The sequence below is a fragment of the Lysinibacillus sp. GW823-FHT02G10 genome (genome assembly GCF_058797135.1).
The window spans coordinates 68,089-94,742 of the sequence record NZ_JBXAJI010000009.1; the positions used below are offsets into that span (position 1 = coordinate 68,089).

Below are 26,654 nucleotides of genomic sequence, written 5' to 3' on the forward strand. Positions count from 1 at the left end.
CAAATCACTTTTATACATAGACAGTTATTTTACATTCTTCTACAATTAGTGAGAATGATTATCAACTGGCATGTATGGAGGGAAAAAATTGCTGACACAAAATAGAAAATTCATAGCGCCACTATTTCTTTTAATATTACTTCTGTTAACGGCTTGTGGAGAAAAGGAGAAAAATACTAGTCCGACTACAGTGCAAGATACAAAAGAAGCAGAGGCAAAAACTGTTCAGACGACAAATGGTGAGGTTGTTATTCCGACTAGTCCTCAGCGTATTGTAGCAGAGGAGTATATTGCAAGTTTGCTTGTATTAGATGTGAAACCTGTGGGAGCTCCTGGGTTGGCACTTGAAAACTATTATTTAAAGGATGCATTAAAAGATGTAGAAGAAATCGGTGACTATGGGAAACCGTCGATTGAGAAGATTATCGCGCTCAAACCTGACTTGATTATTACTGGCAATGGGGAAAATTATGATGCTTTAAGTAAAATTGCTCCTACAGTTGTCATTCCCTATGGTGAATTAAAGGATGCGCACGAAGAACTTACTTATTTCGGTGAGTTGCTTGGCAAAGAGCAAGAAGCTAAGGATTGGCTGGCGCAATATGATCAAAGGATTGCCGATGCCAAAGCACAGGTAGATGCGATTATTCCAAAGGATGCAAGCTTCTCTATTATGGAGGACGCAGGCAAAACGTATTATGCATATGGTGATAATTTTGGACGTGGTGGGCAACCAGTCTATCAGGCACTTGGTCGCAAACCACCTGCTAAAGTAGCAGATGAAATGATGGAAAAGCAGTGGGCTGAAATTTCCGAAGAGGTGCTGGCAGATTATGCAGGAGACTACATTATTTTGACTTCAGATGATCGTACAGTTGAAGATTTTAAGAAAGATCCAATATGGGGTAGCTTGCCAGCAGTAAAAAATGATCATCTTTATGTTTGGCCTGAGGAGCGTTCATGGTATTATGACCCAACAGCCGTGTTGGCTCAGGTAGAGGAATTAACAAACTGGCTCACGAATAAAAAATAAGCTAAATAATTGAAAATGCTAGTACAACATACTAAACAAAATTAAATGAAATTCCATAAAATCACTCAGGCATTGGATTGTTTGAGTGATTTTTCTATGCATATACAGGTTTATATTGAGAGCGATTATCAATTATAATAATCTTGTAGGTAGTGAAGAATTGGAAGGAATGATGTAGGATGCTACCAAAAGAGGAGTTTCTATTTCTTTGGAATCACGCAACGATCAAAGTGCTCGATATAAGATATGAGCTATTCAAACCTGAGGAAATCGGAAAATCATATAAATTGCCTGCAAATATGTTTCTTTATGCCACAGGTGGTGGTGCGGAAGTTCAAATCGATTTAATAAACTATACACTAGAGGGCTTTCATCTTATTCACGGTGGAAAGGGCACCACACTACAAATAATGGCTACAGACAAAGGCTTTGAATATTTTTTAATATTTTATCGAGCTTCCATTCCTTTAACCTCAAATAAAATGATAGCAAGGGCGTTACAAACAAATAATCCTTTCAACTATCAATACAGTCTTGTTCCTAACTCGCCTATTACAATGTTTGAAAAAATATATTTTATGTATAAGAAGTGGGAAAATGCCAATAGCCTCAGCAAATTTACTGTTAAATCGCTATTCTATCAATTATTAAATGAAATTTTCATGCAGTTAGATCAGGACAGTGTCGACATTCAAAAACTAAATGTCTCTAGTCAGATTAAAGCCTATCTAGAGCAAAATTATGCACAGCCATTGACCTTAGAATCCATTGCGAAGGCATTGCGCTATAGTCCATCTCATTTATCCATTCAATTCAAGCAACAATTAGGTTGCAGCCCGATTGAATATTTAATTCAACTACGGATTGAAAAAGCTTCTATTTTGCTTGAGAAGACAAATGCTAGCTTACGCGATATCGCTATGGGTGTGGGCTATAGTGATGTCTATTATTTTAGTAGACTTTTCAAAAAGAGAGTAGGCGTTTCTCCTACACAATTCCGTCAAAAGCAAAAAGTAAGTGATCTGATAAAAGATAGTCCTTCAATGTCTGAAAGATACTCCATTGTCGATTGGAGCTTCCAAGATTATATTGAGAATGGTTATCAATATAATGAAAGGAAGTATGAACCAATGAATAAAAGAGGATTATCAGCTTTTACAACACTCTTTCTATGTCTGACGCTTTTATTAAGTGCTTGCAGTAGTGGGGCATCAACCAGTACACAGGGCGGGGAAAAACAAGCCTCTACCACTCAAAAAGTAAGCGAATCACAAACAAAAACTGTCTCTACTATGAAAGGAGACGTAGAAATACCTGTTAACCCTGAGCGAGTAGTGGTGATGTATTATACAGGTGATGTACTAGCATTTGATGTGACACCAGTGGGTTCTTCTAAAATACAAGAGGGAGCAGCATTTGAGGAAGAATTAAAAACAGTTGAAAGTTTAGGTGAATGGTTTGAACCAAATGTCGAGGCGGTAATCCAATTAAAACCTGATGTCATCATTATCCCAAGTAAGAATGAACTTTACGATCAAATGGAGAAAATTGCACCTACTGTCATGATCGATTTCTCAACCTCTCTAGATGAACGTTTAACAAAGATTGGTGAAGTACTAGGGAAAGAGAAAGAAGCAAAAGAGCTTTTAGCTAATTTCTATACAAAAGTAGAGGATAGCCAAGAGAAGCTAGAAGAGGCAGGTATTTCAGATAGAACGGTTAGTATTATGGAAGGCGGCAAAGGAAAAATGTCTGTTGTAACAAGCTATACCTTTGGACGTGGTTCTCAAGCTATTTATGAGTATTTAGGAATAAAAGCACCAGATATTATTCAAAAGAAAATAGATGATAAAAACAACACCAATGAGGCAATCGATGTTTCTTTAGAAGTATTAACAGATTATGCAGGAGATTATGTGTTCCGCTCATCTTATGAAGGAATGGTAGATTTAACAGATCATCCAGTTTGGGCTAATATTCCTGCCATTAAAGAAGGAAGGCTTATCGAAATGGATTTTGGTTTTTGTTACTACAACGACATTTATTCATTGTCAAAACAGCTTGATTTCATTGTGGATCAACTAGTTGCTACAACTAAATAAGTTAAAATAAGAATGGTTTACCTCATAAATGTTTATTGATACATAACATTTATGGAGCGGTTATATTTTTATTTACGATGAGATAAATTTGATTATTTGACTTCGAAGTGCACTTGTAATAATAGAGATTATTTTCCAAAAAGAAAGCACTAAAGAAACCAACATTGTTTCTTTAGTGCTTTAATTTAATTTCTTACGATTTGGAACGTGCCAGGAGTAGTAGTTTGGATAATATGACGATTTCCACTGATGATAAAGTCAGCTGGAACTTGCTTGCCAAAGCCATTTGAGCGATTGAAGGTAGAATTAGCTGGTAAGCCTTCAATTATGATTTCCATATTTGCATCAAAGGTTACTGGTTTTTTATTCAATGTAGCTTGAAGAGTAATTCGGTTTGCCTTTTTTGTTACTTGAATATCCATAACCCCTTCATCTTCATCGATAAGTGTATAAAGTGGAGGAATAATGATGGTCATTTTATCTTCTGTTGTTAGAATATAACGTTCCGTGTCAATTTCTGATGAGGCTACATTAATTTTGGCTTTATAGATATTTTTATTTTTTGTCATAGCTGTAGTTTTCCCTGGGACAGCTGCTACATCAGATAAAACAGGTGTTTTAGGGATGTTATCTTTTGTAGGAAGTGTATGTGTTCCTTGTACAAAATCCACTAAAGTCCATACATTTGGGACGAGTTGCTGCTGAACAGGTGTTAATGCTTCAAAAGAAGTTTTGACTGCCTGCACATCCTGAGCTGTCGATGTTTTTGGTGATAAAGCTGCAATAGCGTTTTCAACTTCTTTAGCTGCTGCCTTATCCTTTACAACCAGCTGTTCTGCATCAAGTAATTGTTGCTCGATACCTGCAGGTAAAGAAATATTTGAAAACCTACGTAATGCATTAAGCTCTGCTCGAGCATTGGCTACATCTTTATGGAACGAGAGACGAGATGAATTAATCAATTGAATTTTATTGACCACCTTGTCAACAGATGTATTTGGCGCGATATAGGAAGTTAGAATTTTTTGCGCAGATGCACTTACAAAGGTTTTTTGCGCTGCATTCAGGGTATTATACCAATCTTTTGTTTCAGTAACATTTTGATAATAATTAGGGGACGTAGAATCCACAGAATACAATTTCTCTTCAATTTGTGCAGCAAGCTTACGATAAGCAATTCTTGTCTGCTGATGTGCTGACAATATGGAGTAGTTCGTAACATACTGTTTTTCTGTTTCTGTTAAAGCATTGTAAGCCTTCAAAGCTGCCTCTAAATTTGTTTGGAAAGTAGCAGTTGTATTGTTAATGTTGTTAATTAGTTGTACAACATTTGCCACGTTAGCATTGTAGCTAGCAAGTATGTAGGCTGGCTTTGGTATCTCAGTAGCCGATGCTGGCGCGGTGTAAAGAAGCGAAGGAACCGCCACTAAAGATAGTAAGACAAGTTTCTTATTAGATTTCATAATGTAGAATCCTCCTGTGTTTAATGTTCTTGGTTAATTGAAGGGAATATATACAATATATGGTGTTGATTTAATCTTAACATAGTCTAGAATCTTTTTTGTATTTATTAGTTGAACTTGTGCTGTTTAAAATACCATATGCAAATGTGCTTAATATCTACCATGAAATAAGATTGAAGAGGTTTTTAGATGTATGGTATAGAAGATGTATATTTCTGAATGGTAGAATAATTTAAAATTGTCTATTGTTATAGAGATTTTTGTTATTTTGGAAAAATAATATAAGAAGTTAATAGATTAAATATGCAGAGGTTGGTTATTTTACTTTAATGAAACTTTACGTTCTACTTAATAATACAGCCGCCGTTGAGGAGCAATATTGGCTGTTAAAAAAGATGCCTCAAGAGCATTTGGCAGTGGAACCGAGTGAGGAGGTGGAGGATTGGTATCGAAGGTGAAGCAAATGAATACAATGTTGCAAATGAATTCATTTAGTTAAAAAAGAATTATTAAATAGTGAAGGGCTCTACAATAGGTAGAGTCCTTCGTTATACTAAAAGAGATTTAGGTGTTGACAACATAGCAAAACCTAATTGCTAATAGTTCCTACATTTTGTGCTTTTCTATAAGTTTCTATTGCTTGGTTTAAGGTGTTATACATGTCATTAATTTGATATTGGTACACATTAGGATCATTTAGTATATATTGTGCTTGTTGAACTACAGCCTCAAAGTTACTTCGATCAACAGCTTTTGTCCATCTTATTCCGTTAGTAACATCTACCCCAGTTCCGCTTGTAGAAACTGTTACATTTTGAAGTTCATAATACGCAGCAGTAACACTTGTTTGTAAATTAGCTTTATCCACATAATACCCATTATTTCCGTACTTATTAGCATTCTTATAAGTCCAAATAGCATTGTTTAAATTATTGATGGCATTGGCAATATCCGTTTGAGTGGCATAATAATTATTAACAACTGCTTGGGCAGATGAAACAGCAGATTCTATTGCGTTTCTTTCTGCTTGTGTAGTCCAAGGAGAATTATAAGGTACATTTGAACCGTCCCAAGAAACAGTAACATATTGAACAGAATTAATTAAAGACTGTAGTGAAGCTTTATCGCCATAACCATATTTTGTACCACTCTTCTGAGCAGCTTGGTAGACTGCTAGTGCATTTTTATACTGATTAATGGCATTTTTCACCTGTTCTTGTGAGGCATTTGAATTATTTGCTACAGCTCTCGCACTTGCTACAGCAGAATCAAACACTGTGCGGTCTGCTTGTGTTGTCCATTTGTCCGTATTTAAAATATCATAGCCGTTTACAGATACTTGTACATATGGTGGGGATGCGATTAATGTATTAAGTTCCTTTTTATCAATAACAGGTAGTGTCACGGAGACATTTTTATTGTCTACTTGTACATTGTTTACCAGATGTCCTGAATCTAAAGCTACTTTAGTACCGCCCTTTACAACGATTTGCTCAATTTTACCCTCACCATAAAGGTTGAAATCTTTCGCTACATCAATTGTAAGCTTTTCTATATTAGTCATTGCTTCAAAAGATTCCACTTTACCAACCACATCTACTTTGGCAAGAGTTTGGTCAGAAGATACATTGACTTTAGTACGTCCCAAATTGATGTTTGATGATTTCATATCGATTAAAGTAACATATAGCCAACTTACCTTTTTCGTGACAATTGGTTTTAGTGTAATTGTTTCATCTACTGCTACTTCATTGAGTGTAACGGCTTTTTTTACTCTGTTTGTAATGATAAGCTGACCATCCACACTAACATCTTGAATCTTTACATAGTCAGCGTTTACAGTAAGATCTCCCGAGATTTGTGCGTCACCTCCATCAAAATAGACAGATTTTTTGCTTGTACCTGCTTTGTTTAAAATTAATGAGGTAACGTCCGTAATTTGACCATTTTTCACTACAATGGTAGCTCGGGCATTGGTTAATGCTGTTTTATTTGAAGTATCAAATAGGGGCTTTAATGCCGATTGAATTCTAAATGTGCCGTTAGATGTTATGACAGTATCTTTTGTAATGTTTTTGATCGTTACGGATTCACCTATTACTTTTTTTGCTGCTGCTACATGTGTCTCATATGAATTTGATTGAATTTGAGATGATGCGGCATTGGCAGTAGACATTGGTAATACTAGTGTCGCTGTAATAGCCGTGGCCATTAATGTTGATAGCGCTTTATTTTTCATGTAAGTCACTCCAATCATTCTATTTAATAGTTAATATATCATATTCTTCTATAATTTAGAATTCGAAGAGGATGTTTTACTATGAATCTCAATTCAAATAAGTCATTAGTCCTTTATATTGAAAAATAAATGTTTGGTGAAGTATCGGTATTTTTCTCTATAATTCTGTAAATTTTCTACTTTATTCGCTAAATATTTTATTGTGATACAATCATCCATCCATTATTATTAGTATAAAAGTGGGGGTGTTAGTTATGAAAAAATCAAGAGGAATTGCCTTAAAACTTTCTTCCCTTATAATAGGATTATTTCTCATTTTATTTTTATCCTATACTGTCATAACGGGAATTATTATAAAAAAGCAAAGTGTTGAAGACGCAGAGCATGGAACATTGCAAACTGCTGAATCCTCTGCAGCTATTATGAGTGAAAGATTTAAGAAAGCCAATACGACATTACAAACAACAAAGCGTATCATAGAAAGCATGGAGAAGAATAATACGTTGTCTACCAAAGGTGTCATAGACATAATGGAAAACAATTTAGCTAGCAATAATGACATTCTTGGAGTAGGAGCAATCTTTGAGCAAGAATCTATTATTTTAGAACCAACTGAGGCTTCTTTAGTAGATACTAAAAATCGCTTTATCCCTTATTTAAATAAGAACGGAAATGATATCACGACTGCTCTAATCGAAGGTATTGATGATAAGAGTATTTCTGAATGGTATTGGGTGCCAAAAGAAGAGAGACGTGCAGTTTTGACAGAGCCCTATGATTATAATGTAAACGGTAAATCCGTATTAATGACAACCATTTCAGTGCCATTAATCAATGCTTCCGGGACATTTTTCGGTGTATTGACTGCCGATGTATCAATAGATTTTTTAAATGATTTAACAAAATCGAATGCCCCAGAAGGCGGTTATGCGGCAATTATTACGAATAAAGGTGTGCTAACAGCTAACAGCTTTGGTGATGAGCTAGTTGGGCGCAATATGCAAGAGGATCCTACTTGGACAAGTATTAGTAAGACAATGGAAAATGGTGAACTAACAAGTATGTACGTTGACTCTAATCAACTGAAGGAAAAGGCCTATAATGTTTTTGCTCCAATGATTTTAGAGGGTATTGACGAAACATGGACTGTTCAAGTCGTGTTAGCTGAATCAAAGATTCTAGAAACATATAATCATGTATTTGTATTTACGATTATTGCTTCCATTATTATGGTGGTTTTGATGACAGCTGCAAGTGTGTTATTCATCTATAAACAATTAAAACCACTTAAATTTTTACGTGCATCGATTGAAACTGCAGCCGAAGGGGATTTAACACAAAAGGTAGAAGAGCGCTATATTAAGCCTGATGAAATTGGTGCAGTTGCTGTGGCCTATAATAATATGTTAGATAAAACCAATAGTGCGATTCAAACTGTACTAAATTCCACGAGGTTATTGAACCAATCTTCTAATCAGGTAAATGAGGCATTTAATGAGGTAGTTGCTTCTAGTCAGGAAGTTTCTGTAGCTATCAACGAGATTGCACAAGGAGCTTCGAAACAATCAGAGGATACAGAAGAAACAAATTATCGAATGATGGATTTATCAGATCAGATTGATGCTATTACGGCTCTTTCTAATGAAATGGATGAGCTATCTCATAAAACAGGTGTAACAACGGAAAAAGGATTGCATGAGGTTGAAAGTTTAAGAGAGCGTAATATGGAGACCAATCAAATGAATGGGCGTATCCAGCAGCAAATGGAATCATTAGCTTCTAATATTGCCAATATTAATCAGATTATTGCTTCGATTCAAAGCATTACCGAGCAGACTAATCTGCTAGCTTTAAATGCAAGTATTGAGGCTGCACGTGCTGGTGAACATGGTAAAGGATTTGCTGTAGTTGCAGAGGAAGTTAGAAAGCTTGCAGAACAATCTAAGAATGAAACAGAAATTATTAAGAGTACAGTAGAAAGTATTCTTGAAAATTCTCAGCAGACGGTTGCTGTGATTGCATCTAATGCAGATTTAATGCAATCTCAAAATGAGTCCGTACAAAGCACGCAACTAGCATTTAAAGATAGCAGTGACTTGTCGGGTTCAATTGCAAATTCTATTAGTGAATTAATGAATAAACTATCTAGCATGTTAGAGCATAAAAATCAGGCAATCATGGCTATCCAAAGTATTTCGGCTATTTCAGAGCAAACAGCAGCCTCTGCGGAACAAGTAAGTGCTTCTGCAATGGATCAACAAGTAGAATTACAAAAAGTAGCAGAGTCTATTCAAAATATGAACGATATTTCAAACGAGCTACAAGAAGTTGTAAACCGATTCAAGCTTGCTTAAAAAGAAAGGCTGCCTTCAATATAGAGGCAGTCTTCTTTATGGTGAAAGCAAGAGAAATTGACCTAGAAGGAATTCAACACTACTATTAACACTGGAAGGGGGACATTGATATGATGTATCTCGGAATGATTTTCTTTCAAATTGTTGTACCTATTTTAGTGTTACTTGTAATAGGCGCTATACTACAAAAGAAATTTCGCTTTAATTTAAAAGCATTGTCTCAGCTTATTACATATTGCTTTATGCCAGCAGCTGTTTTTGTAAATTTATATGAAACACATGTGGAATTATCTGTACTGGGAGAGGTCGGATTATTTATTGTACTCTTTATCAGTAGTCAAATGTTACTCAGTCACTTTATGGCAAAAGGGTTAGGCTTAGCTAAAACAGAGGCAGCTGTCTTTAAAAATAGTGTTGTGCTCATTAACTCGGGTAATTACGGTATTCCAGTGGCTCAAATGATATTTGCCACGCAACCTATTGGAGTAGCCATTCAGGTCATGCTCGTAATCTTTCAAAATATGACTACGTATACATATGGCTTATACAATTTAATTTCTTCTACAAAGTCAGGTATGACAATCATCAAGGATTTCTTTAAAATGCCTATTATTCATGCGCTGATTATAGGTGTCGCTATGAATTATTTTGATATCGGTATTCCACAGTTTATCAAAATACCAGTAGAACATGTGGCAGATGGATTTATTGCTGTGGCTCTAATTACTTTAGGTGCGCAATTATCACAACTAGAGATGAAATCAATGTTTAATAAAACCGTCTTTATCAGCTGTTTTACGCGACTAATTATTGGACCATCTGTTGCATTGGCCATTATTTATATATTGGGATTAGATGGAGTCGTCGCACAATCACTGTTTATAGCTAGTGCCTTTCCAACATCCCGCAATAGTTCTAGTCTAGCATTGGAATATGATGTAGAATCAGCAACAGCCGCGCAAGCTGTTTTATTTTCAACCATTGTAAGCTGTATAACTGTAACCATTGTGATCTATTTTGCAGAAGTATTATTTACCTAGTAAGATAAAAAATAACTTCCATCTCTTAGTATTATCTGCTACACTAGCATCAAACTAAATAGTATTAACTAGGGGAGTCTGATGAGTCAGGCTGAGAGGGAAACGCTACGAAGTTTCTTGACCCTTTGGACCTGATCTGGCTCATACCAGCGTGGGAAAGTTAAGAAGCTATTGCAGAGTATGCAATCAATAGACCTTTACATTCGTGGCCGGATCCAAATAATTATTTTGGATTCGGCCTTTATTTTTTGGATTGTTGGGGTGAGCTAGAATCGGTCCTTATATCAAAATAAATTTAAGGGAGAGAAGTAGCTCATGTCAGCAATTAGTGAAAAGAATATTACCATTATGTCCAGCTTTGAAGGAAGCAAAAAAGTATATGTGGAAGGATCACGCCCAGATATTCTAGTACCTATGCGAGAAATTGCATTAAGTCCGACAACAGGCAGTTTTGGAAATGAAGAAAATGCTCCTATTCGAGTATATGATACGAGTGGGCCCTATACAGATCCAGCCTACCAAGTAGATATTACGAAAGGTTTACCTGCCTTACGAAATGCATGGATTCAAGAGCGAGGGGATGTAGAAGCATATGAGGGACGCTCCATTAAACCGGAGGATAATGGCTTTCGTCATGTTGATGACCCGCGTATTCAAGAAAATGTCTTCCCTGAGTTGGCGAGAAAGCCTTTGCGTGCTAAAAAAGGTAAAAATGTGACACAGCTTCACTATGCACGAAAGGGAATTATAACGCCTGAAATGGAGTTTGTAGCAATTCGTGAAAATATGGATCCTGAATTTGTACGTTCAGAAATTGCAGCTGGGCGTGCTATAATGCCTTCTAATATTAATCACCCTGAGGCAGAGCCAATGATTATTGGGCGTAATTTTCATGTAAAGATCAATGCGAATATCGGGAATTCTGCTGTATCTTCTTCCATTGCAGAAGAAGTTGAGAAAATGACCTGGGCAACTCGATGGGGCGCAGATAATATTATGGATTTATCGACTGGTAAACATATTCATACAACTAGAGAATGGATTATTCGAAATGCTGCAGTGCCAGTGGGAACAGTGCCAATTTATCAGGCTTTAGAAAAGGTAAATGGTGTAGCAGAGGATTTAACGTGGGAGGTTTATCGTGATACTCTCATTGAACAAGCTGAGCAGGGTGTGGATTACTTCACCATTCATGCAGGTGTCCTTTTACGCTATGTACCACTAACAGCAAATCGTGTGACAGGTATTGTATCTCGAGGTGGCTCTATCATGGCACAGTGGTGTTTATATCATCATCAAGAGAATTTCCTGTATACACATTTTGAGGAAATTTGTGAAATTATGAAAGCCTATGATGTTGCTTTTTCCTTAGGTGATGGTTTACGCCCAGGCTCAATTGCAGATGCTAATGATGAGGCACAATTTGCAGAGCTTGAAACACTAGGCGAGCTAACACAGATTGCTTGGCAGCATGATGTTCAGGTAATGGTTGAGGGACCAGGTCATGTACCAATGCATTTGATTAAAGAAAACATGGACAAGCAATTAGAGGTTTGTAAGGAAGCGCCCTTCTATACATTAGGACCACTCACAACAGATATTGCTCCAGGTTATGACCACATTACATCAGCCATTGGGGCAGCCATGATTGGCTGGTTTGGTACAGCGATGCTTTGTTATGTGACACCGAAAGAGCATCTTGGTTTACCGAATCGCGAGGACGTTCGTGTGGGCGTTATCACTTATAAAATTGCTGCACATGCTGCTGATTTAGCAAAAGGTCATCCAGGTGCACAACAACGAGACGATGCACTGTCTAAAGCGCGCTTTGAGTTCCGTTGGCGTGATCAATTCAATCTGTCACTAGATCCCGAGCGTGCAGTGGAATATCATGATGAGACACTGCCAGCAGAGGGAGCAAAAACAGCACACTTTTGTTCTATGTGTGGGCCTAAATTCTGTAGCATGAGAATTTCACAGGATATTCGTAATTATGCGAAAGATAAGGATTTGAATACGACTGAAGCGATCCATCAAGGTATGAAAGAAAAGGCTGAGGAGTTTAAAAAAGCAGGCAGTCAAATTTATCAATAATGAAAGAAAAGGCTTATGTCAAAAAAATAGACATAGGCCTTTTCTTTATAAAAAAACTCCATGTGAATAGTGGATTCACATGGAGTAAAAGTTGGATTTGGATATCAATAATAAAGTGGAATATTAAACGTTTGTTGGTTGTTTTACATATGGATTTGTAAGGTCCATACCTTCTAAGGAAAGACCCATCGCTTTAGCGACACCTTCACCATATGCTGGGTCAGCTAGATAGCAGTGAAGGATGTGACGGCGTTTGATGAATTCTTCAACAGAAGCCATATCGTTCGCGGTATTTTCAAATAAGCGTTGCTGCTCTTCCGAAGTCAATAGACGGAATAGTTTACCTGGTTGTTCAAAGTAATTATTATCGTCTTCACGGAAATCATGAATACCTGCATGACCATCAATACGTAATTCAGGCTCTTTATGGTCTAAATTATGCTCCCACTCACCATAGCTATTTGGTTCATAGCTTAATGTCGAACCAAGATTGCCATCAAAGCGCATTGCTCCATCTCGGTGGAAAGTACGGAATGGACATTTTGGTGCGTTGACAGGAAGCATATAGTGGTTTACACCAAGACGATAGCGTTGGGCATCCGCATATGCAAAGATACGACCTTGTAACATTTTATCTGGTGAGAAGCTGATGCCAGGAACAATGTTAGATGGTGCGAATGCAGCTTGTTCAACTTCTGCAAAGTAGTTGTCTGGATTTTTGTTTAACTCGAATTCACCTACAGGAATTAATGGGAAGTCCTTTTTATACCATACCTTTGTTAAATCAAATGGGTTGTATGGTAGCTCACGAGCTTGTTCCTCTGTCATTACCTGAATGTACATTTTCCATTTAGGGAAATCGCCTTTTTCAATTGCTTCATATAAATCACGTTGTGAAGATTCGCGGTCTTGACCAATAATCTCATTAGCCTCGGCACCAGTTAAGTTCTTAATGCCTTGCTCTGTACGGAAGTGGAATTTAACCCAAACACGTTCATTATTAGCATTGATAAAGCTATACGTATGAGAACCAAATCCGTGCATATTACGGTAACCAGCTGGAATACCACGGTCAGACATAACAATTGTCACTTGGTGAAGTGCTTCAGGTAATGAAGTCCAGAAATCCCAGTTAGAGTTGGCATTTTTCATATTTGTACGTGGGTCACGTTTTACCACATGGTTTAAATCTGTAAAGTGTAACGGGTCGCGGAAGAAGAATACAGGTGTATTGTTCCCTACTAAATCCCAGTTTCCATCTTCTGTATAGAATTTAAGGGCGAAGCCACGAATATCTCGCTCTGCATCTGCTGCACCACGCTCACCCGCTACTGTAGAGAAACGTGCGAACATTTCAGTTTTCTTGCCGATCTCTGAGAAGATTTTCGCTTTAGTATATTGTGAAATATCATGCGTTACAGTAAAAGTACCAAATGCACCTGAGCCCTTTGCGTGCATACGACGTTCTGGAATTACTTCACGGTTGAAATTTGCTAGTTTTTCAACTAACCATACATCCTGAAGTAAAAGAGGGCCACGTGGACCTGCTGACATAGAGTCATGGTTACTTACTACTGGAGCACCACCTGCTGTTGTAAAGCGACGGCTACGATCATTTGCGTTTGTCATATTAGTTTACCTCCTGAAAAAAATGTGAGTCAAACTCTTCGTCTATAACTATAACAAATATAAAATAGAATTGCTAGTACATTATAATAATTATCGTTAAAGAATTTTTATATTTAAGTATAAACTATAAATATATGCGCTAGACATAGGGTTTATACATAGTTTTTAACTTAAATTTATTTTATTTAATCTCAATTTTATAGATAATTGTCATATTAAGATCAAGATAATCACATCATGATAAAATCTTTATTGAAAATAAAATCAACTAATTGAAAATTATTTTAATCAATCTTTTAATTTTTTCTATATCGGTTAGGCGTAATACCAATTTGTTGCTTAAATAATTTTATGAAATAATTTGGGTCATCAAAACCGTTTAAATGAGCGATTTCGCTAATAGCAAAATCTGTTTCTCGCAGCATTTTTGTGGCATGATGAATTCTTACTTGCTGTAAATAGCGCTTAAATGGCAAGCCTTGTTTTCTTGAGAAAATTGTACTTAAATAATTGGGGCTTATTCCAAGCTTATGAGCGACAAAGGGAAGAGACAGTGCGCTATCTTTAAATTGTTGATCAATTATTTCTATAGCTAGTTCAACATAATCAGCTCGTTTCTCTATTCGAGCTTCCCTTGCTAACTCAATTAATGTCTGCGTGAAAGAAATAATCCCATTGAGTATCGTATAAAATATAGGATGCTCAATGATTAAATGAAATAGCTGACGGTAGTGTTGTTCGATAACCGCTTTTTCATGTAATTTATATTTCAGCATAAAGCGTCTAATTTGTGCTAAGACACTCGTCAAATGAATGCGTAAATCGTCTTGCTCATAATATATGCCTTCATTAGAAAGCCGATATAAAAATGTTTTAACGGCCTCTAGGTTTCCATCTTCCAAACTACTTATTAGTAATTGTTGCTCTTCTGGTGTCAGTAAGGGATCAAAGGGCTGAGTTTCATATTGTTTGCTCGCATAAAAAATATGGCCAAAGCCCTCATAAAAACTTTGATGTAGTGCACGCTTTGTTAATGTATACATAGTTTTAATGGTTGTAGGTGTTCCATCATATATGCCGATATTTAAAGAACTATTACTAATCAAACGCCATTCCTTCATAAGTGTACGTACATCTTTTTCCACAATCCTTATATCATTTGTTTGAAAAAGACATACGATTCTATTAGATAGAGGGTAGGTTTTCATATGAAAGTGAATCGGTGTTTGTTGAAGCCAATTGTAAAGCTTATTGAAGGTTTCAGTATGCTCGGGTTCAATCATTGTGAAATGTAATGTTGTCTCAATTGAACTTGATTTATTATCTAAAAATAATTGATTATAAAAGGAATCGTTTGTAGTCTCTTGAGCATCTTCTGTAATCTGTGGTGTGCGAAGAGAAATGGTTGTGAGTTTTTTCTTTAGTAGCTCTAAATCAATAGGCTTCACAAAAAGATGAGCAACTTGTAAATCAATTGCCTTCAAAGCATTTTTAAATAATGGCTCAGTTGTCATTGCTAAAATGGCACCAGAAAGCTTTTGTATATCGCGATAAAGAGCTGCTAAGCGATTATTAGGGAATATATCGATATTTAACAGTATGGCATCAGGTTCAAATTGTTTAATGCTATGAGACACCTCTGAAATACTTGTACACATTTCAATAAAAACATCTCCAGGGAAATATGTATGTAAAAACCACTTTATTCCTGCTAGGTCGGTTGGATCGCGATCAATTAATAACAGCTTCATACCATCAGCCCTTCTTAAAATATTCTAGTTTCATATAAAAGTACGGTTATATTAATAAAAATAACATAATAATCTGAAAAAAGTCTTGTTTTCTCTATTAAAATTCTCTATATTCTGAAAAAGGTAGTTAGTACAATGTAAATAGAGTAATTGATCATCAGCAGAAGCCAACTTTTGTTATGAAAACGCTTAAAAAGTTTGAGACTGATGTTTTCATATTACGAAAATATGAATGAAGATAATTTATTTACATAGCCATATAGGGAATAGGGGGATGTCATGTGAAGTCAATCATCGAGCTTGATGGCAATACATTATCAAGACAACAAATAGAGGAAATCGTGAAGGGGCAAGCAACAGTTGCGCTTGCTACAGAGAGTTTGGAACGTATTCGTTTAAGTAGAGAGCGTATCGAAAAGCGTTTAGCTGAAGGCCAAACAATTTATGGTGTGAATACAGGGTTTGGTAAACTCAGCAATATAAAAATTGAAGAAGAAGACATTGAGCTATTGCAGCTAAATTTATTACGATCAGATGCAACCGGTGTTGGTGAACCATTCCCAACAGATGTTGTACGTGCAATGATGGTGTTACGTGCCAATGCTTTGGCCAGAGGATTTTCTGGCATTCGTGAGGAAACTGTCCAACTATTGTTGAATCTTATTAATAAAGGTGTTCATCCAATTGTTCCGTCACAAGGTTCAGTAGGAGCAAGTGGTGATTTAGCGCCTTTATCACATTTGGCATTAGTGTTAGTGGGAGAAGGAAAGGCTGAGTTTAACGGAGAAATCATGAGTGGTAGTGACGCGCTAAAGCAAGCAGGATTAACCCCTGTTAGACTTCAAGCTAAAGAGGGGCTAGCATTAGTTAACGGTACACAAGCTATGACGGGTATAGGTGTATTAACGGTCAATGAAGCTGAACGAATCGGTCTTGCAGCGGATATGGCTGCTAGCTTAACACTGGAAGCTTTAAAGGGCATTACCTCGGCATTTGATCCAGCACTTTTAGCGGTAAGACCACATCCAGAGTTAGAACTAGTAGGCGGGCGTATTCGTAAGTGGCTCGATGGCAGTAAACGTGTGACAAAGCAGGGTGAAATTCGCATGCAGGATGCTTATTCACTACGTTGTATACCGCAAGTACATGGTGCTTCTTGGCAGTCATTTTTCTACGCACAGGACCGTGTTCAAACAGAAATGAATGCAACAACTGATAATCCAATCGTTTTAGAAAGCGGGGAGGTTTTATCGGGTGGGCATTTCCATGGACAGCCAATAGCTTTGGCAATGGACTTTTTGAAAATAGGTGTATGTGAGTGGGCCAATATTTCAGAACGACGTACAGAACGTATGGTAAACCCTCAACTTAATGAAGGGCTACCACCGTTTCTAGCAACAAACCCTGGGATTGAATGTGGGCTTATGATTGCTCAATATACAGCAGCCTCTATTGTCTCAGAAAATAAAGTTTTAGCACATCCTTCGAGTGTGGATTCTATTCCTACATCAGGTAACCAAGAGGATCATGTAAGTATGGGAACAACTTCGGCACGTCAAGTACGTCAGATTGTTCACAACGCTGCTCGCGTTATAGCTATCGAATTGATTTGTGCATCTCAGGCTATTCATTTAGACAAGGCAGAAGAGCAATTATCTCCTACTACAAGTAAATTCTTAAAGAAAGTGCGTGAATTTTGTCCACCATTACTAGCCGATCAACCAATTGGCGATGAAATTGAAGCATTGGCGAAATATTTACTATCAATTAATGATTTAGTAAATGAGTATGTGTAAATTGGTTTAAGTTTTGATATGAAAGAGCAAAGGCGTCGCTCGGTTTATACACCGAGTAGCCTCTGCTTTGAAAATATTTATATGTATTTAAGTCTGAATATTCAGTTATTAATAGCTTTAGACAGCAACATTCACATTTTTTTAATAGGAAAAGGAGCGTGTTTTTAATGGTATTTAAGACAGATATTCGTGCACCACGTGGAAATGAACTAACATGTAAGGGATGGACACAGGAAGCAGCAATGCGTATGTTAATGAACAATCTTGACCCAGAGGTAGCAGAGAATCCAGATGAACTGATTGTTTATGGGGGTATTGGTAAGGCTGCTCGTAACTGGGAAAGCTATGAACAAATCATTGCATCTTTGAAAGAATTAGAGAATGATGAGACTCTATTAATCCAATCTGGAAAGCCAGTAGCTGTATTCCGTACACATGAGCATTCCCCTCGAGTGTTGATTGCCAATTCAAACCTTGTACCAGCATGGGCAAATTGGGATCACTTTTATGAATTAGAAGAAAGAGATTTAATGATGTATGGTCAAATGACTGCTGGGAGTTGGATTTATATTGGTGCTCAAGGAATTTTACAAGGAACTTATCTGTCCTTTGTAGAAGCAGGCAAAAAGGTATTTGGCACTGCTGATTTACGTGGTAAATTCATCCTTACAGGTGGTATGGGCGGTATGAGTGGTGCACAGCCATTAGCAGGGAAAATGGCTGGTGCTGTAATCTTAGTTGTTGAAGTTGAACGTGCTCGCATTGAACGTAAAATCAAAGAAGGTTACTGTGATTATATTGTAGAAACTGTAGATGAAGCAATTGCATTAGTTAATAAATTACGTGACCAAAATGAGCCAGCATCCATTGGCCTTGTTGGTAACTGTGCTGATGTTAATCGTGAGTTGTTGAATCGTGGAATTATTCCAGATTTTGTGACAGACCAAACATCTGCGCATGATCCGATTAATGGTTATGTACCTAATGGCATGACCTTTGAAGAAGCGCTAAAACTTCGCAAAGAGGATGTAAAAACATATGAGCGTAAAGCAAAAGAAACAATGGCAGAGCATGTTCGTACAATGCTAGAGTTCCAAGAGGCAGGCGCAGAAGTATTTGATTATGGGAATAACATTCGTGCCTATGCCAAAGAAATGGGTGTGACAAATGCCTTTGATTTCCCAGGCTTTGTACCAGCGTATATTCGTCCGTTATTCTGTGAAGGAAAGGGCCCATTCCGTTGGGCGGCGCTTTCAGGAAACCCTGAGGATATATATAAAACAGATGCACTGGCAAAAGAGATGTTTGCTGAAGATGAGGGTCTAGTCAATTGGATTGATATGGCACAAAAAATGGTGAAATGGCAAGGGCTACCTGCACGCATTTGCTGGTTGGGTTATGGTGATCGTCATCGTTTTGCATTAAAGGTCAATGAAATGGTTGCAAATGGTGAATTATCAGCACCAATTGTCTTTGGTCGCGATCACTTAGATTCAGGTTCTGTAGCATCACCAAATCGTGAAACAGAAGGAATGCTAGATGGTTCGGATGCGGTATCGGATTGGCCAATTTTAAATGCTCTTGTTAATACTGCGAGTGGTGCAAGCTGGGTAAGCGTACACCATGGTGGTGGTGTAGGAATGGGTTATTCACAGCATGCAGGTCAAGTCTTAGTAGCAGATGGATCAGAGCTTGCCGCTGAAAAAATTGCACGTGTATTAGTTTCAGACCCTGGAATGGGCGTTGCTCGTCATGCTGATGCAGGCTACGATATTGCTATCAATACAGCAAAAAACAAAGGTGTCCATATACCAATGTTAAAGGGTGATGTGAAGTGACCATTCTAATAAAAAATGCAAATGAAGTAATTACCTTGAAAAGTAATGTACAAGGACCACGTACAAAAGAACAAATGCAGGAAATTGCAGTAATAGAATATGGCAGTGTTCTAATTGAAGAAGAGCGTATTGTAGCAGTAGGAGCGTATGAGCAACTAGAAGCTGACTTCCCAGAATTAATAAAGAAGGCAGAAACGATTGATGCTACTGGTAAGATTGTTATGCCTGGCTTAGTGGATTGTCATACACATTTGGTGCATGGTGGAACACGCGAGCAAGAGTTTAATATGAGATTAAATGGTTCTACCTATATGGAAATCATGAATGCAGGCGGTGGCATTCATGCTACAACAAAGCGTACACGAGAAACAAGCTTTGATGAATTATATGAAAAAACGATGCAGCATTTAGATGTATTTTTAAAGCATGGTGTAACAACAGTTGAAGCAAAATCAGGGTATGGCTTGGACTGGGAAACGGAAAAGAAACAGCTAGAGGTCGCAAAAGAATTACAAGCTGCACATCATATTGATGTCATTAGCACGTTTATGGGAGCCCATGCAGTTCCTCGTGATTATAAGGGGCGTGAGGATGAATTTGTGGATGTGGTGGTCAATGAGATGCTGCCAAAAGTAGCAGAACTAGAGTTGGCTGAATTTAATGATGTATTTTGTGAAAAAGGCGTCTTTACACCCGAACAATCCCGACGCATTTTAGAGGCTGGAAAAGCACTAGGCTTAACGCCAAAAATACATGCGGATGAAATCGAACCTTATCAAGGCGCCGAGCTGGCTGCGGAAGTAGAGGCCATTTCTGCGGAGCATTTGTTAGTTGCTTCTGATAAGGGAATTCGAAAAATGGCTGAAGCGGGTACAATTGCTGTATTGCTGCCAGGTACTGCATTCTTTTTACGTGCACCTTTTGCAAGAGGGCGTCTAATGATTGACGAGGGAGTACCTGTGGCGATATCCACAGACTTTAACCCTGGGTCATCCCCAACAATGAGCCTACCCTTCATTATGAATTTAGCTTGCATGCATATGGGTATGACATTGGAGGAAGTATTAACGGCAACAACAATTAATGCAGCATATGCCCTAAATCGAGGCGAGCAAATTGGTTCCCTTGAAGCACATAAAAAAGCTGACGTACTTATCCTTGATGTTGCTAATTACAAGCAACTGCAATATTTCTACGGCATGAATCATACACATACAGTAATCAAAAATGGGCAAGTTGTTGTACAAAACGGAATTCTGCTGAAAGATCAATAATAATAATGGGCATAAATAAGGCGGAGTAGCTTTATTTATGCTTTTTTTATAAATTAGTTGCAAATGCTTTGATGAAAGATTATAATTCTAATAAATAGTAATTAACGAATTACAAATTACATGAACCTTGTAATTATAGAAGGGGTTATACAATGACAAAATTTCGTACCGAAGAAGAAGTGCTTGCTCATTATGATTCTTCAAAATATCAAACACCCGATGGATATACCGCAGATATTGCTATTTTTACAATTACCTCAGAGAAAACAGAGGAAAAAGCACCGCCAAACATGACGCTAAAGATTATGTTAATTAAGCGTGCTACTAGGGATGCTGAAGGAAATCCCAATATTGAAGGAGGAAAATGGGCACTTCCTGGGGGCTTTGTAGATGCAAATCAAAAAGAAACTGCCTTTATCGCAGCAAAGAGAGAATTAAAAGAAGAAACAAATGTAGAAGGTTTACATGTTCAACATTTTGGTGTTTATGATGAGATCGATCGAGATCCACGTGGTTGGATGATTTCAAATGCATTTTATGCCATTGTTCCTGAGACATATATTGAGCAACGTCAAGCGAATGATGATGCAGACGATGTAGAACTGTTTGATATAGAAAGTGTATTTACGCTTCCATTAGCTTTCGATCACCGAAAAATCATTTCCGATGCGTTGCATTTTATTAAAAGGGATATGATTCAGACAACTGTTGCTAAAAACTTTTTACCACAAGAGTTTACATTATCAGAATTGCAACGAGTACTTCTAACAGTTGGAGAAGATCCACGAATCTCTAACGATTCCGTATTCTTTACAAAAGCACCTAAATTACCATTTATCGAAAAAGCATTGGATGAAGAAGGAAAACCGAAGAAAACAAAAAGAAATTCGTTCCGGCCTTCCCAGCTCTATACATTTAATGATTTCGAAATGGTAGAGTCTATCTATCATTAGGAAAGATCCGTCTTTCCTGTTTATTTTAAAGAAAGTAATTTGTAATTTAAATATTACTAATTAAAGAGTGGAGTGATGAAATGATGAAAAAGCGTGCATTAATTAATATTGATTATACAGTGGATTTCGTTGCGACGGATGGGGCTCTTACTTGCGGAGAGCCTGGGCAATTGCTCGAACGTGCAAATGTTGATTTAACAAAGGAGTTTATTAAGAGGGGGGATTTTACAGTATTTGCGATAGATGTTCATGAAAAGGGAGATATTTATCATCCAGAAACAAAGCTATTCCCACCTCATAATATTCGTCATACAGAAGGTAGAGAGTTATATGGTGCATTAAACTCATTATATGAAGAAAATAAAGACCAAGATTTCGTCTATTACATTGATAAAACGCGTTATTCTGCTTTTGCAGGAACAGATTTAGAATTGAAATTGCGTGAAAGAGGAATTGCTGAGCTGCATTTAATCGGCGTTTGTACAGATATTTGTGTTCTTCATACAGCAGTAGATGCTTATAATAAAGGGTTCGATATCGTCATTCATAAAAATGCTGTCGCCTCCTTTAATGAAGCTGGACATGAGTGGGCGTTAAATCATTTCGAGCATACTCTAGGTGCCACTATTATTTGACATGAATGGAGGGGAAAATATGAAATATGTAGATGATAGTTTCATGTTACACACGGACCTATACCAAATTAATATGGTTCAAACTTATTGGCAAGATGGTGTTCATCAACGTAAAGCTGTTTTCGAATTATATTTTAGAAAGCTTCCATTTGGCAATGGCTATGGAGTTTTCGCTGGATTGAAAAAAGTGATTGAGTTTATTAATAACTTTGGTTTCTCTCAAAGCGATATTCAATATTTACGAGAAGAGGGGAAGTATCCCGAGGAATTTCTTGAATACCTAAAAGAACTTAAATTTACAGGGACAATTAAGGGGATGAGAGAGGGAGAATTGGTCTTTGCAAACGAGCCTATCCTGCGAATTGAAGCACCATTAGCAGAGGCTCAATTAATTGAAACGCCGTTGTTAAATATCGTTAATTACCAAACACTGATTGCGACAAAAGCTTCACGTATCAAACAAGTGACGGGTGAGGATGTTGTAATGGAATTTGGAACCCGCCGCGCACATGAATTTGATGCTGCTATTTGGGGAACTCGTGCTGCTTATATAGGTGGATTCTCTGCAACAAGCAATGTAAGAGCAGGAAAATTATTTGGTATTCCTGTGTCAGGAACACATGCCCATGCGATGATTCAAACCTATCGAGATGAATATACTGCGTTTAAAAAATACGCAGCAGCCCATAAAGACTGTGTTTTCCTAGTAGATACTTATGACACACTACGTTCTGGTGTTCCTAATGCTATCCGCGTAGCGAAGGAGCTAGGGAATCAAATTAATTTTATTGGTATCCGTTTAGACAGTGGAGATTTAGCCTATCTCTCAAAACAGGCAAGGAAAATGCTAGATGATGCAGGATTTACTGCAACTAAAATTATGGCTTCGAATGATTTGGATGAATATACAATTATGCATTTAAAGTCACAAGGGGCGCAAATTGATGCTTGGGGAATCGGAACTAAGCTGATTACAGCCTATGATCAAGCAGCTCTTGGTGGAGTATACAAATTAGTTTCGATAGAAAACGAAAGTGGAGAACTAGTTGATACCATTAAAATTTCAGCAAATCCTGAGAAAGTGACTACACCTGGACGTAAACGTGTTTACCGTATTATTAATGCGGAGAATGGTCATGCTGAAGGAGATTATATTGCGTTAGATAATGAAAACATACAGCAAGAAGAAAGATTGAAAATGTTCCACCCTATTCATACGTATATTAGTAAATTTGTTACAAATTTTACGGCGAAAGAGTTACATGAAAGTATTATAGAAAATGGAAATATTGTTTATGAGGAGCCAACTATTCAAGAAATACAAAAATATGTACAGGAAAACTTACATTTATTGTGGTGTGAGTATAAACGAACAATGAATCCTGAAGAATATCCAGTCGATTTAAGTCAAGTATGTTGGGACAATAAAATGGCAAGCATACAGGCAATAAAAGAAAAGATTTCACAACGTATTTAAAAGTAACTGCTAGGAGGTAGAGACGATGGCGAGAATAGGTATTTATGGTTCATCATTTGATCCTATTACCAATGTCCATCTTTGGACAGCAAGCACTGTAGCACATCGGTGTAAGTTAGATAAGGTTATTTTTTTGCCTTGTTCAAATAAACGCAAGGATAAAACCATCAAAACAGCTGATACACATCGTTGGAATATGCTTCAGTTAGCTATTGCTAAGGACGATCGTTTTATCGCAGATTCCTATGAGATGGATCAAGAAGGCTGGAATATCTACACATATGACACTATGAAATACTTTAGAGAGAAGAACCCAGAGGATGAGGTGCATTTTATTATGGGTGCTGATTTACTAGTGGATATTGGTGCAGGTTTATGGAAAAAGGGCGACGCATTAGTAGCGGAGAATAAATTTATTGTAATGGCACGACATGGCATTGATATGCTATCAACCATTAGTCGTTCTCCGATTTTAAGAAATAATGATGATGGAAGATTTCATCTTATAGATAAAGGGCTAGCGATGGAAATTAGCTCTACCTATATTCGAGAAGAATTCGCAATGGGAGGAGAACCGAGATACCTCTTGCCTACTGCTTGTTACAACTATATTAAAGAACATCATCTTTACCAAAAATAAAATAGTGAAGCTATCATTATAAGTGTGGATGACTACCACACTTATTTTAATTTTGAAAAGATGGTGAATTTTATCATATAGAGCTCAGGGTAAGCTATAATAAAAATAGTAATGAAGTACAATTTTTTGCTGTCAATTTTTAATAATGATTAATGTTAGAAAGGAATTCATGAATGTGCAGCTTACATTAACATTTCTTATTTTAGGAGCAACAATTTTCGCATTTGTGACCAATAAAATACGAGCAGATCTTGTAGCAATTGTGTCACTATTAGCATTTGTCATTATGGATATTTTGACGCCCTCGGAGGCATTAGCTGGTTTTTCAAACTCTGTAGTTTTAATGATTGCAGGGTTATTTGTCGTGGGTGCAGGGATTTTACGTACGGGCCTGGCAGGCATGGCGGGGCAACTCTTACTAAAATGGTCAGGCAATAGTGAGCTGAAGTTATTTGTGCTACTGCTTATTATTGTAGGGTCGGTTGGTGCATTTATGAGTAATACGGGTACTGTCGCCTTAATGATGCCAATCGTTGTAAGTATAGCAATAAGTATGAAAGTCAGCCCTTCTAAATTTCTACTACCACTCTCCTATGTAGCAAGTCTTTCTGGTCTGATGACACTGATTGCGTCCCCAACCAATTTAATTGTCAGTCAGTTATTGGTTGATCGAGGCTATAACAAACTTGGCTTTTTTGAAGTAACTCCTATTGGTATCGTGGGGATGATTGCTGGCATTTCCTATTTAGTACTTGTAAGAAATATTTTATTACCAAAGGATCAAAACCGTACACAGACTAATGAAGGCTATAAACTTTCACCGAAAAAAATTATTAAACAATATGATTTAAATAATCGTCTATTTAAAATCTCCGTCCCTGAGGAGTCACCTATTATTGAAACATCGTTAGCGGAATTAAAACTACCAGCTAAGTATATGCTTTGTATGATGAAAATTCATCGGAAATCACAGGAGGGCATTAATTTACTACCGATGACTTATCAAGAAATGGCAGGACCAACTAGTGTCATTCATGCCAAGGATGAGTTATATGTTCAAGGAGAAATAGAGGATATTCGGCGTTTTGTTGAGGATTATCATCTTGAGATGCAAGGATTAGTTGAAGGAGAAGCCGATGAATTGGTATCGAAGCATCTGGGTATTGCAGAGGTATTGCTTACCCCGAATTCGAGCTTTATCAATGAAACGGTTAGTTCCCTTGGGTTCCGGGAAAAATACAATCTAAATATCATTGGTATTAATCGTAAGGGTGGTTACAAGCTTCAGGATATGGTGTCTCACAAATTAAAATTTGGGGACGCAATATTAGTACAGGGAGCATGGGATGAAATTCTTTTGTTAGCAAGAGAAACGCAAGATGTCGTGGTTGTAGGACAGCCGAAAGAACACGCAAGTGTGGCAGCAGCTACAGGCAAAGCTGGAATTGCGGGGATTATTATGTTATTCATGATTATTTTGATGGCATTTGAAGTTTTTCCTGCTGTCATTTCTGTGATGATTGGTGCTGTACTTATGATTTTAACAGGCTGCTTGAGAAACATGGAAGATGCCTATAGCAATATGAATTTTGAAAGTATTGTATTAGTAGCTGCCATGTTACCAATGGCGACAGCGTTAGAAAAAACAGGAGGCATGACCATTTTATCTGATGGTATTATTAATGCTTTAGGTGGTTTCGGACCATACGGTGTACTCATAGGAGTTTATATTTTGACAGCTATTTTCGGTCAATTTATTAGTAATACGGCAACTGCTGTATTGTTTGCACCCATTGCCATGAGTGCAGCCATTGCAATGGAGGTTAGTCCCACAACATTTATGATTGCAGTCGCAGTTGCAGCAAGTATGGCATTTGCTACGCCAATTGCTTCCCCTACGAATGCACTGGTAATGACAGCGGGGGGCTATAAATTTATGGATTTCGTAAGAATAGGGGTTCCGTTACAGCTTGTTATGTTTATTGTGATGATGATAGCCATCCCGTTCTTTTTCCCATTTTAAAAACTCGGTTTCTTTACCGAGTTTTTTGTTTTTTTAAAGATCTATTATTTTTTTGTAGGAAATTATGATAAAATTATTTTCTAGTTCATGGTCTAATATTGAACTAGCTTGTGAATAGATTTGTTAGTTATTAATATAGGAAGTTTTACTTTGGTAATAAAAAAAATAAAGTTTTTTATTAAAAAGTGTTGACCTTTTAAAAATAAGGGTGTAGTATTATACAAGTCGCCAGGGTGACACGCTAAAATAAAGCAAAACATGAACCTTGAAAACTGAACAAGCAAAACGTAATCAATAAAGTTTTAAGTAGCTG

General features: G+C 37.1%; 17 protein-coding genes and 1 riboswitch. Of the genes, 13 read left to right on the forward strand and 4 right to left on the reverse strand.

The window, feature by feature from the left end; genetic code table 11:
* Positions 1–88: 88 nt before the first annotated feature.
* Both AC1RFD_RS20050 and AC1RFD_RS20055 read left to right on the forward strand, forming a co-directional pair.
* Positions 89–1,033 carry an ABC transporter substrate-binding protein gene (locus AC1RFD_RS20050; protein WP_054548929.1) on the forward strand — a complete coding sequence of 315 codons (945 nt, stop codon included), beginning with the start codon at positions 89–91 and terminating at the stop codon, positions 1,031–1,033.
* 179 nt (positions 1,034–1,212) lie between these two features.
* Positions 1,213–3,135: an ABC transporter substrate-binding protein gene (locus AC1RFD_RS20055; RefSeq protein ID WP_492475222.1), complete on the forward strand. Its 1,923-nt coding sequence runs from the start codon at positions 1,213–1,215 to the stop codon at positions 3,133–3,135.
* Positions 3,136–3,320: 185 nt separating this feature from the next.
* Here the strand turns inward: AC1RFD_RS20055 and AC1RFD_RS20060 are convergent, their stop codons facing one another.
* Complete coding sequence (locus AC1RFD_RS20060; protein ID WP_492475223.1) at positions 3,321–4,598, reverse strand: hypothetical protein; 1,278 nt, start codon at positions 4,596–4,598, stop codon at positions 3,321–3,323.
* 589 nt (positions 4,599–5,187) lie between these two features.
* Positions 5,188–6,837: an S-layer protein gene (locus AC1RFD_RS20065; RefSeq protein ID WP_312126608.1), complete on the reverse strand. Its 1,650-nt coding sequence runs from the start codon at positions 6,835–6,837 to the stop codon at positions 5,188–5,190.
* 254 nt (positions 6,838–7,091) lie between these two features.
* Here AC1RFD_RS20065 and AC1RFD_RS20070 point away from each other — a divergent pair, with 254 nt between their 5' ends.
* The 3 genes from AC1RFD_RS20070 (at position 7,092) to thiC (ending at position 12,325) form a co-directional block, all read left to right on the forward strand.
* A complete protein-coding gene (locus AC1RFD_RS20070) occupies positions 7,092–9,191 on the forward strand; it encodes a methyl-accepting chemotaxis protein (protein WP_312126610.1) in 2,100 nt (699 codons plus the stop codon).
* Positions 9,192–9,301: 110 nt separating this feature from the next.
* Entirely contained in the window at positions 9,302–10,231 is a 930-nt protein-coding gene (locus AC1RFD_RS20075) for an AEC family transporter (protein WP_312126611.1), read from the forward strand.
* A 60-nt stretch (positions 10,232–10,291) separates the two neighbouring features.
* A riboswitch (TPP riboswitch) is annotated at positions 10,292–10,406 on the forward strand.
* A 140-nt stretch (positions 10,407–10,546) separates the two neighbouring features.
* A complete protein-coding gene (gene thiC, locus AC1RFD_RS20080) occupies positions 10,547–12,325 on the forward strand; it encodes a phosphomethylpyrimidine synthase ThiC (protein ID WP_048390718.1) in 1,779 nt (592 codons plus the stop codon).
* A gap of 123 nt (positions 12,326–12,448) precedes the next feature.
* On the opposite strand, the gene AC1RFD_RS20085 is transcribed toward thiC, so the two are convergent.
* The gene (locus AC1RFD_RS20085) at positions 12,449–13,954 is read right to left on the reverse strand and encodes a catalase (RefSeq protein WP_048390717.1); all 1,506 of its coding nucleotides are present in this window, start codon (positions 13,952–13,954) and stop codon (positions 12,449–12,451) included.
* Between the two features lie 296 nt (positions 13,955–14,250).
* Positions 14,251–15,705 (reverse strand): response regulator transcription factor, encoded by a 1,455-nt coding sequence (locus AC1RFD_RS20090; protein ID WP_054548936.1) that lies wholly within the window; start codon positions 15,703–15,705, stop codon positions 14,251–14,253.
* Between the two features lie 281 nt (positions 15,706–15,986).
* Between AC1RFD_RS20090 and hutH the strand changes: the two genes are divergently transcribed.
* The 8 genes from hutH to AC1RFD_RS20130 all read left to right on the forward strand — a co-directional run bounded on the left by hutH (position 15,987) and on the right by AC1RFD_RS20130 (position 26,341).
* A complete protein-coding gene (hutH, locus tag AC1RFD_RS20095; protein WP_492475224.1) occupies positions 15,987–17,501 on the forward strand; it encodes a histidine ammonia-lyase in 1,515 nt (504 codons plus the stop codon).
* Between the two features lie 167 nt (positions 17,502–17,668).
* On the forward strand, positions 17,669–19,339 hold the full coding sequence (gene hutU / locus AC1RFD_RS20100) for a urocanate hydratase (protein WP_004233805.1): 1,671 nt from the start codon (positions 17,669–17,671) through the stop codon (positions 19,337–19,339).
* Positions 19,336–20,613, forward strand: coding sequence for an imidazolonepropionase (gene hutI, locus AC1RFD_RS20105; RefSeq protein WP_054548937.1), 1,278 nt, complete (start codon positions 19,336–19,338; stop codon positions 20,611–20,613). Before hutU ends, hutI begins: the two co-directional genes overlap by 4 nt.
* A 152-nt stretch (positions 20,614–20,765) precedes the next feature.
* Positions 20,766–21,566 (forward strand): NUDIX domain-containing protein, encoded by an 801-nt coding sequence (locus tag AC1RFD_RS20110; protein ID WP_048390712.1) that lies wholly within the window; start codon positions 20,766–20,768, stop codon positions 21,564–21,566.
* Between the two features lie 80 nt (positions 21,567–21,646).
* A complete protein-coding gene (locus tag AC1RFD_RS20115) occupies positions 21,647–22,201 on the forward strand; it encodes a cysteine hydrolase family protein (protein WP_054548938.1) in 555 nt (184 codons plus the stop codon).
* A 19-nt stretch (positions 22,202–22,220) separates the two neighbouring features.
* The gene (locus tag AC1RFD_RS20120) at positions 22,221–23,678 is read left to right on the forward strand and encodes a nicotinate phosphoribosyltransferase (protein ID WP_313870948.1); all 1,458 of its coding nucleotides are present in this window, start codon (positions 22,221–22,223) and stop codon (positions 23,676–23,678) included.
* Between the two features lie 25 nt (positions 23,679–23,703).
* Positions 23,704–24,318: a nicotinate-nucleotide adenylyltransferase gene (nadD, locus tag AC1RFD_RS20125; RefSeq protein ID WP_048390705.1), complete on the forward strand. Its 615-nt coding sequence runs from the start codon at positions 23,704–23,706 to the stop codon at positions 24,316–24,318.
* 169 nt (positions 24,319–24,487) lie between these two features.
* Positions 24,488–26,341 (forward strand): SLC13 family permease, encoded by a 1,854-nt coding sequence (locus tag AC1RFD_RS20130; protein WP_115673041.1) that lies wholly within the window; start codon positions 24,488–24,490, stop codon positions 26,339–26,341.
* Positions 26,342–26,654: the final 313 nt, after the last annotated feature.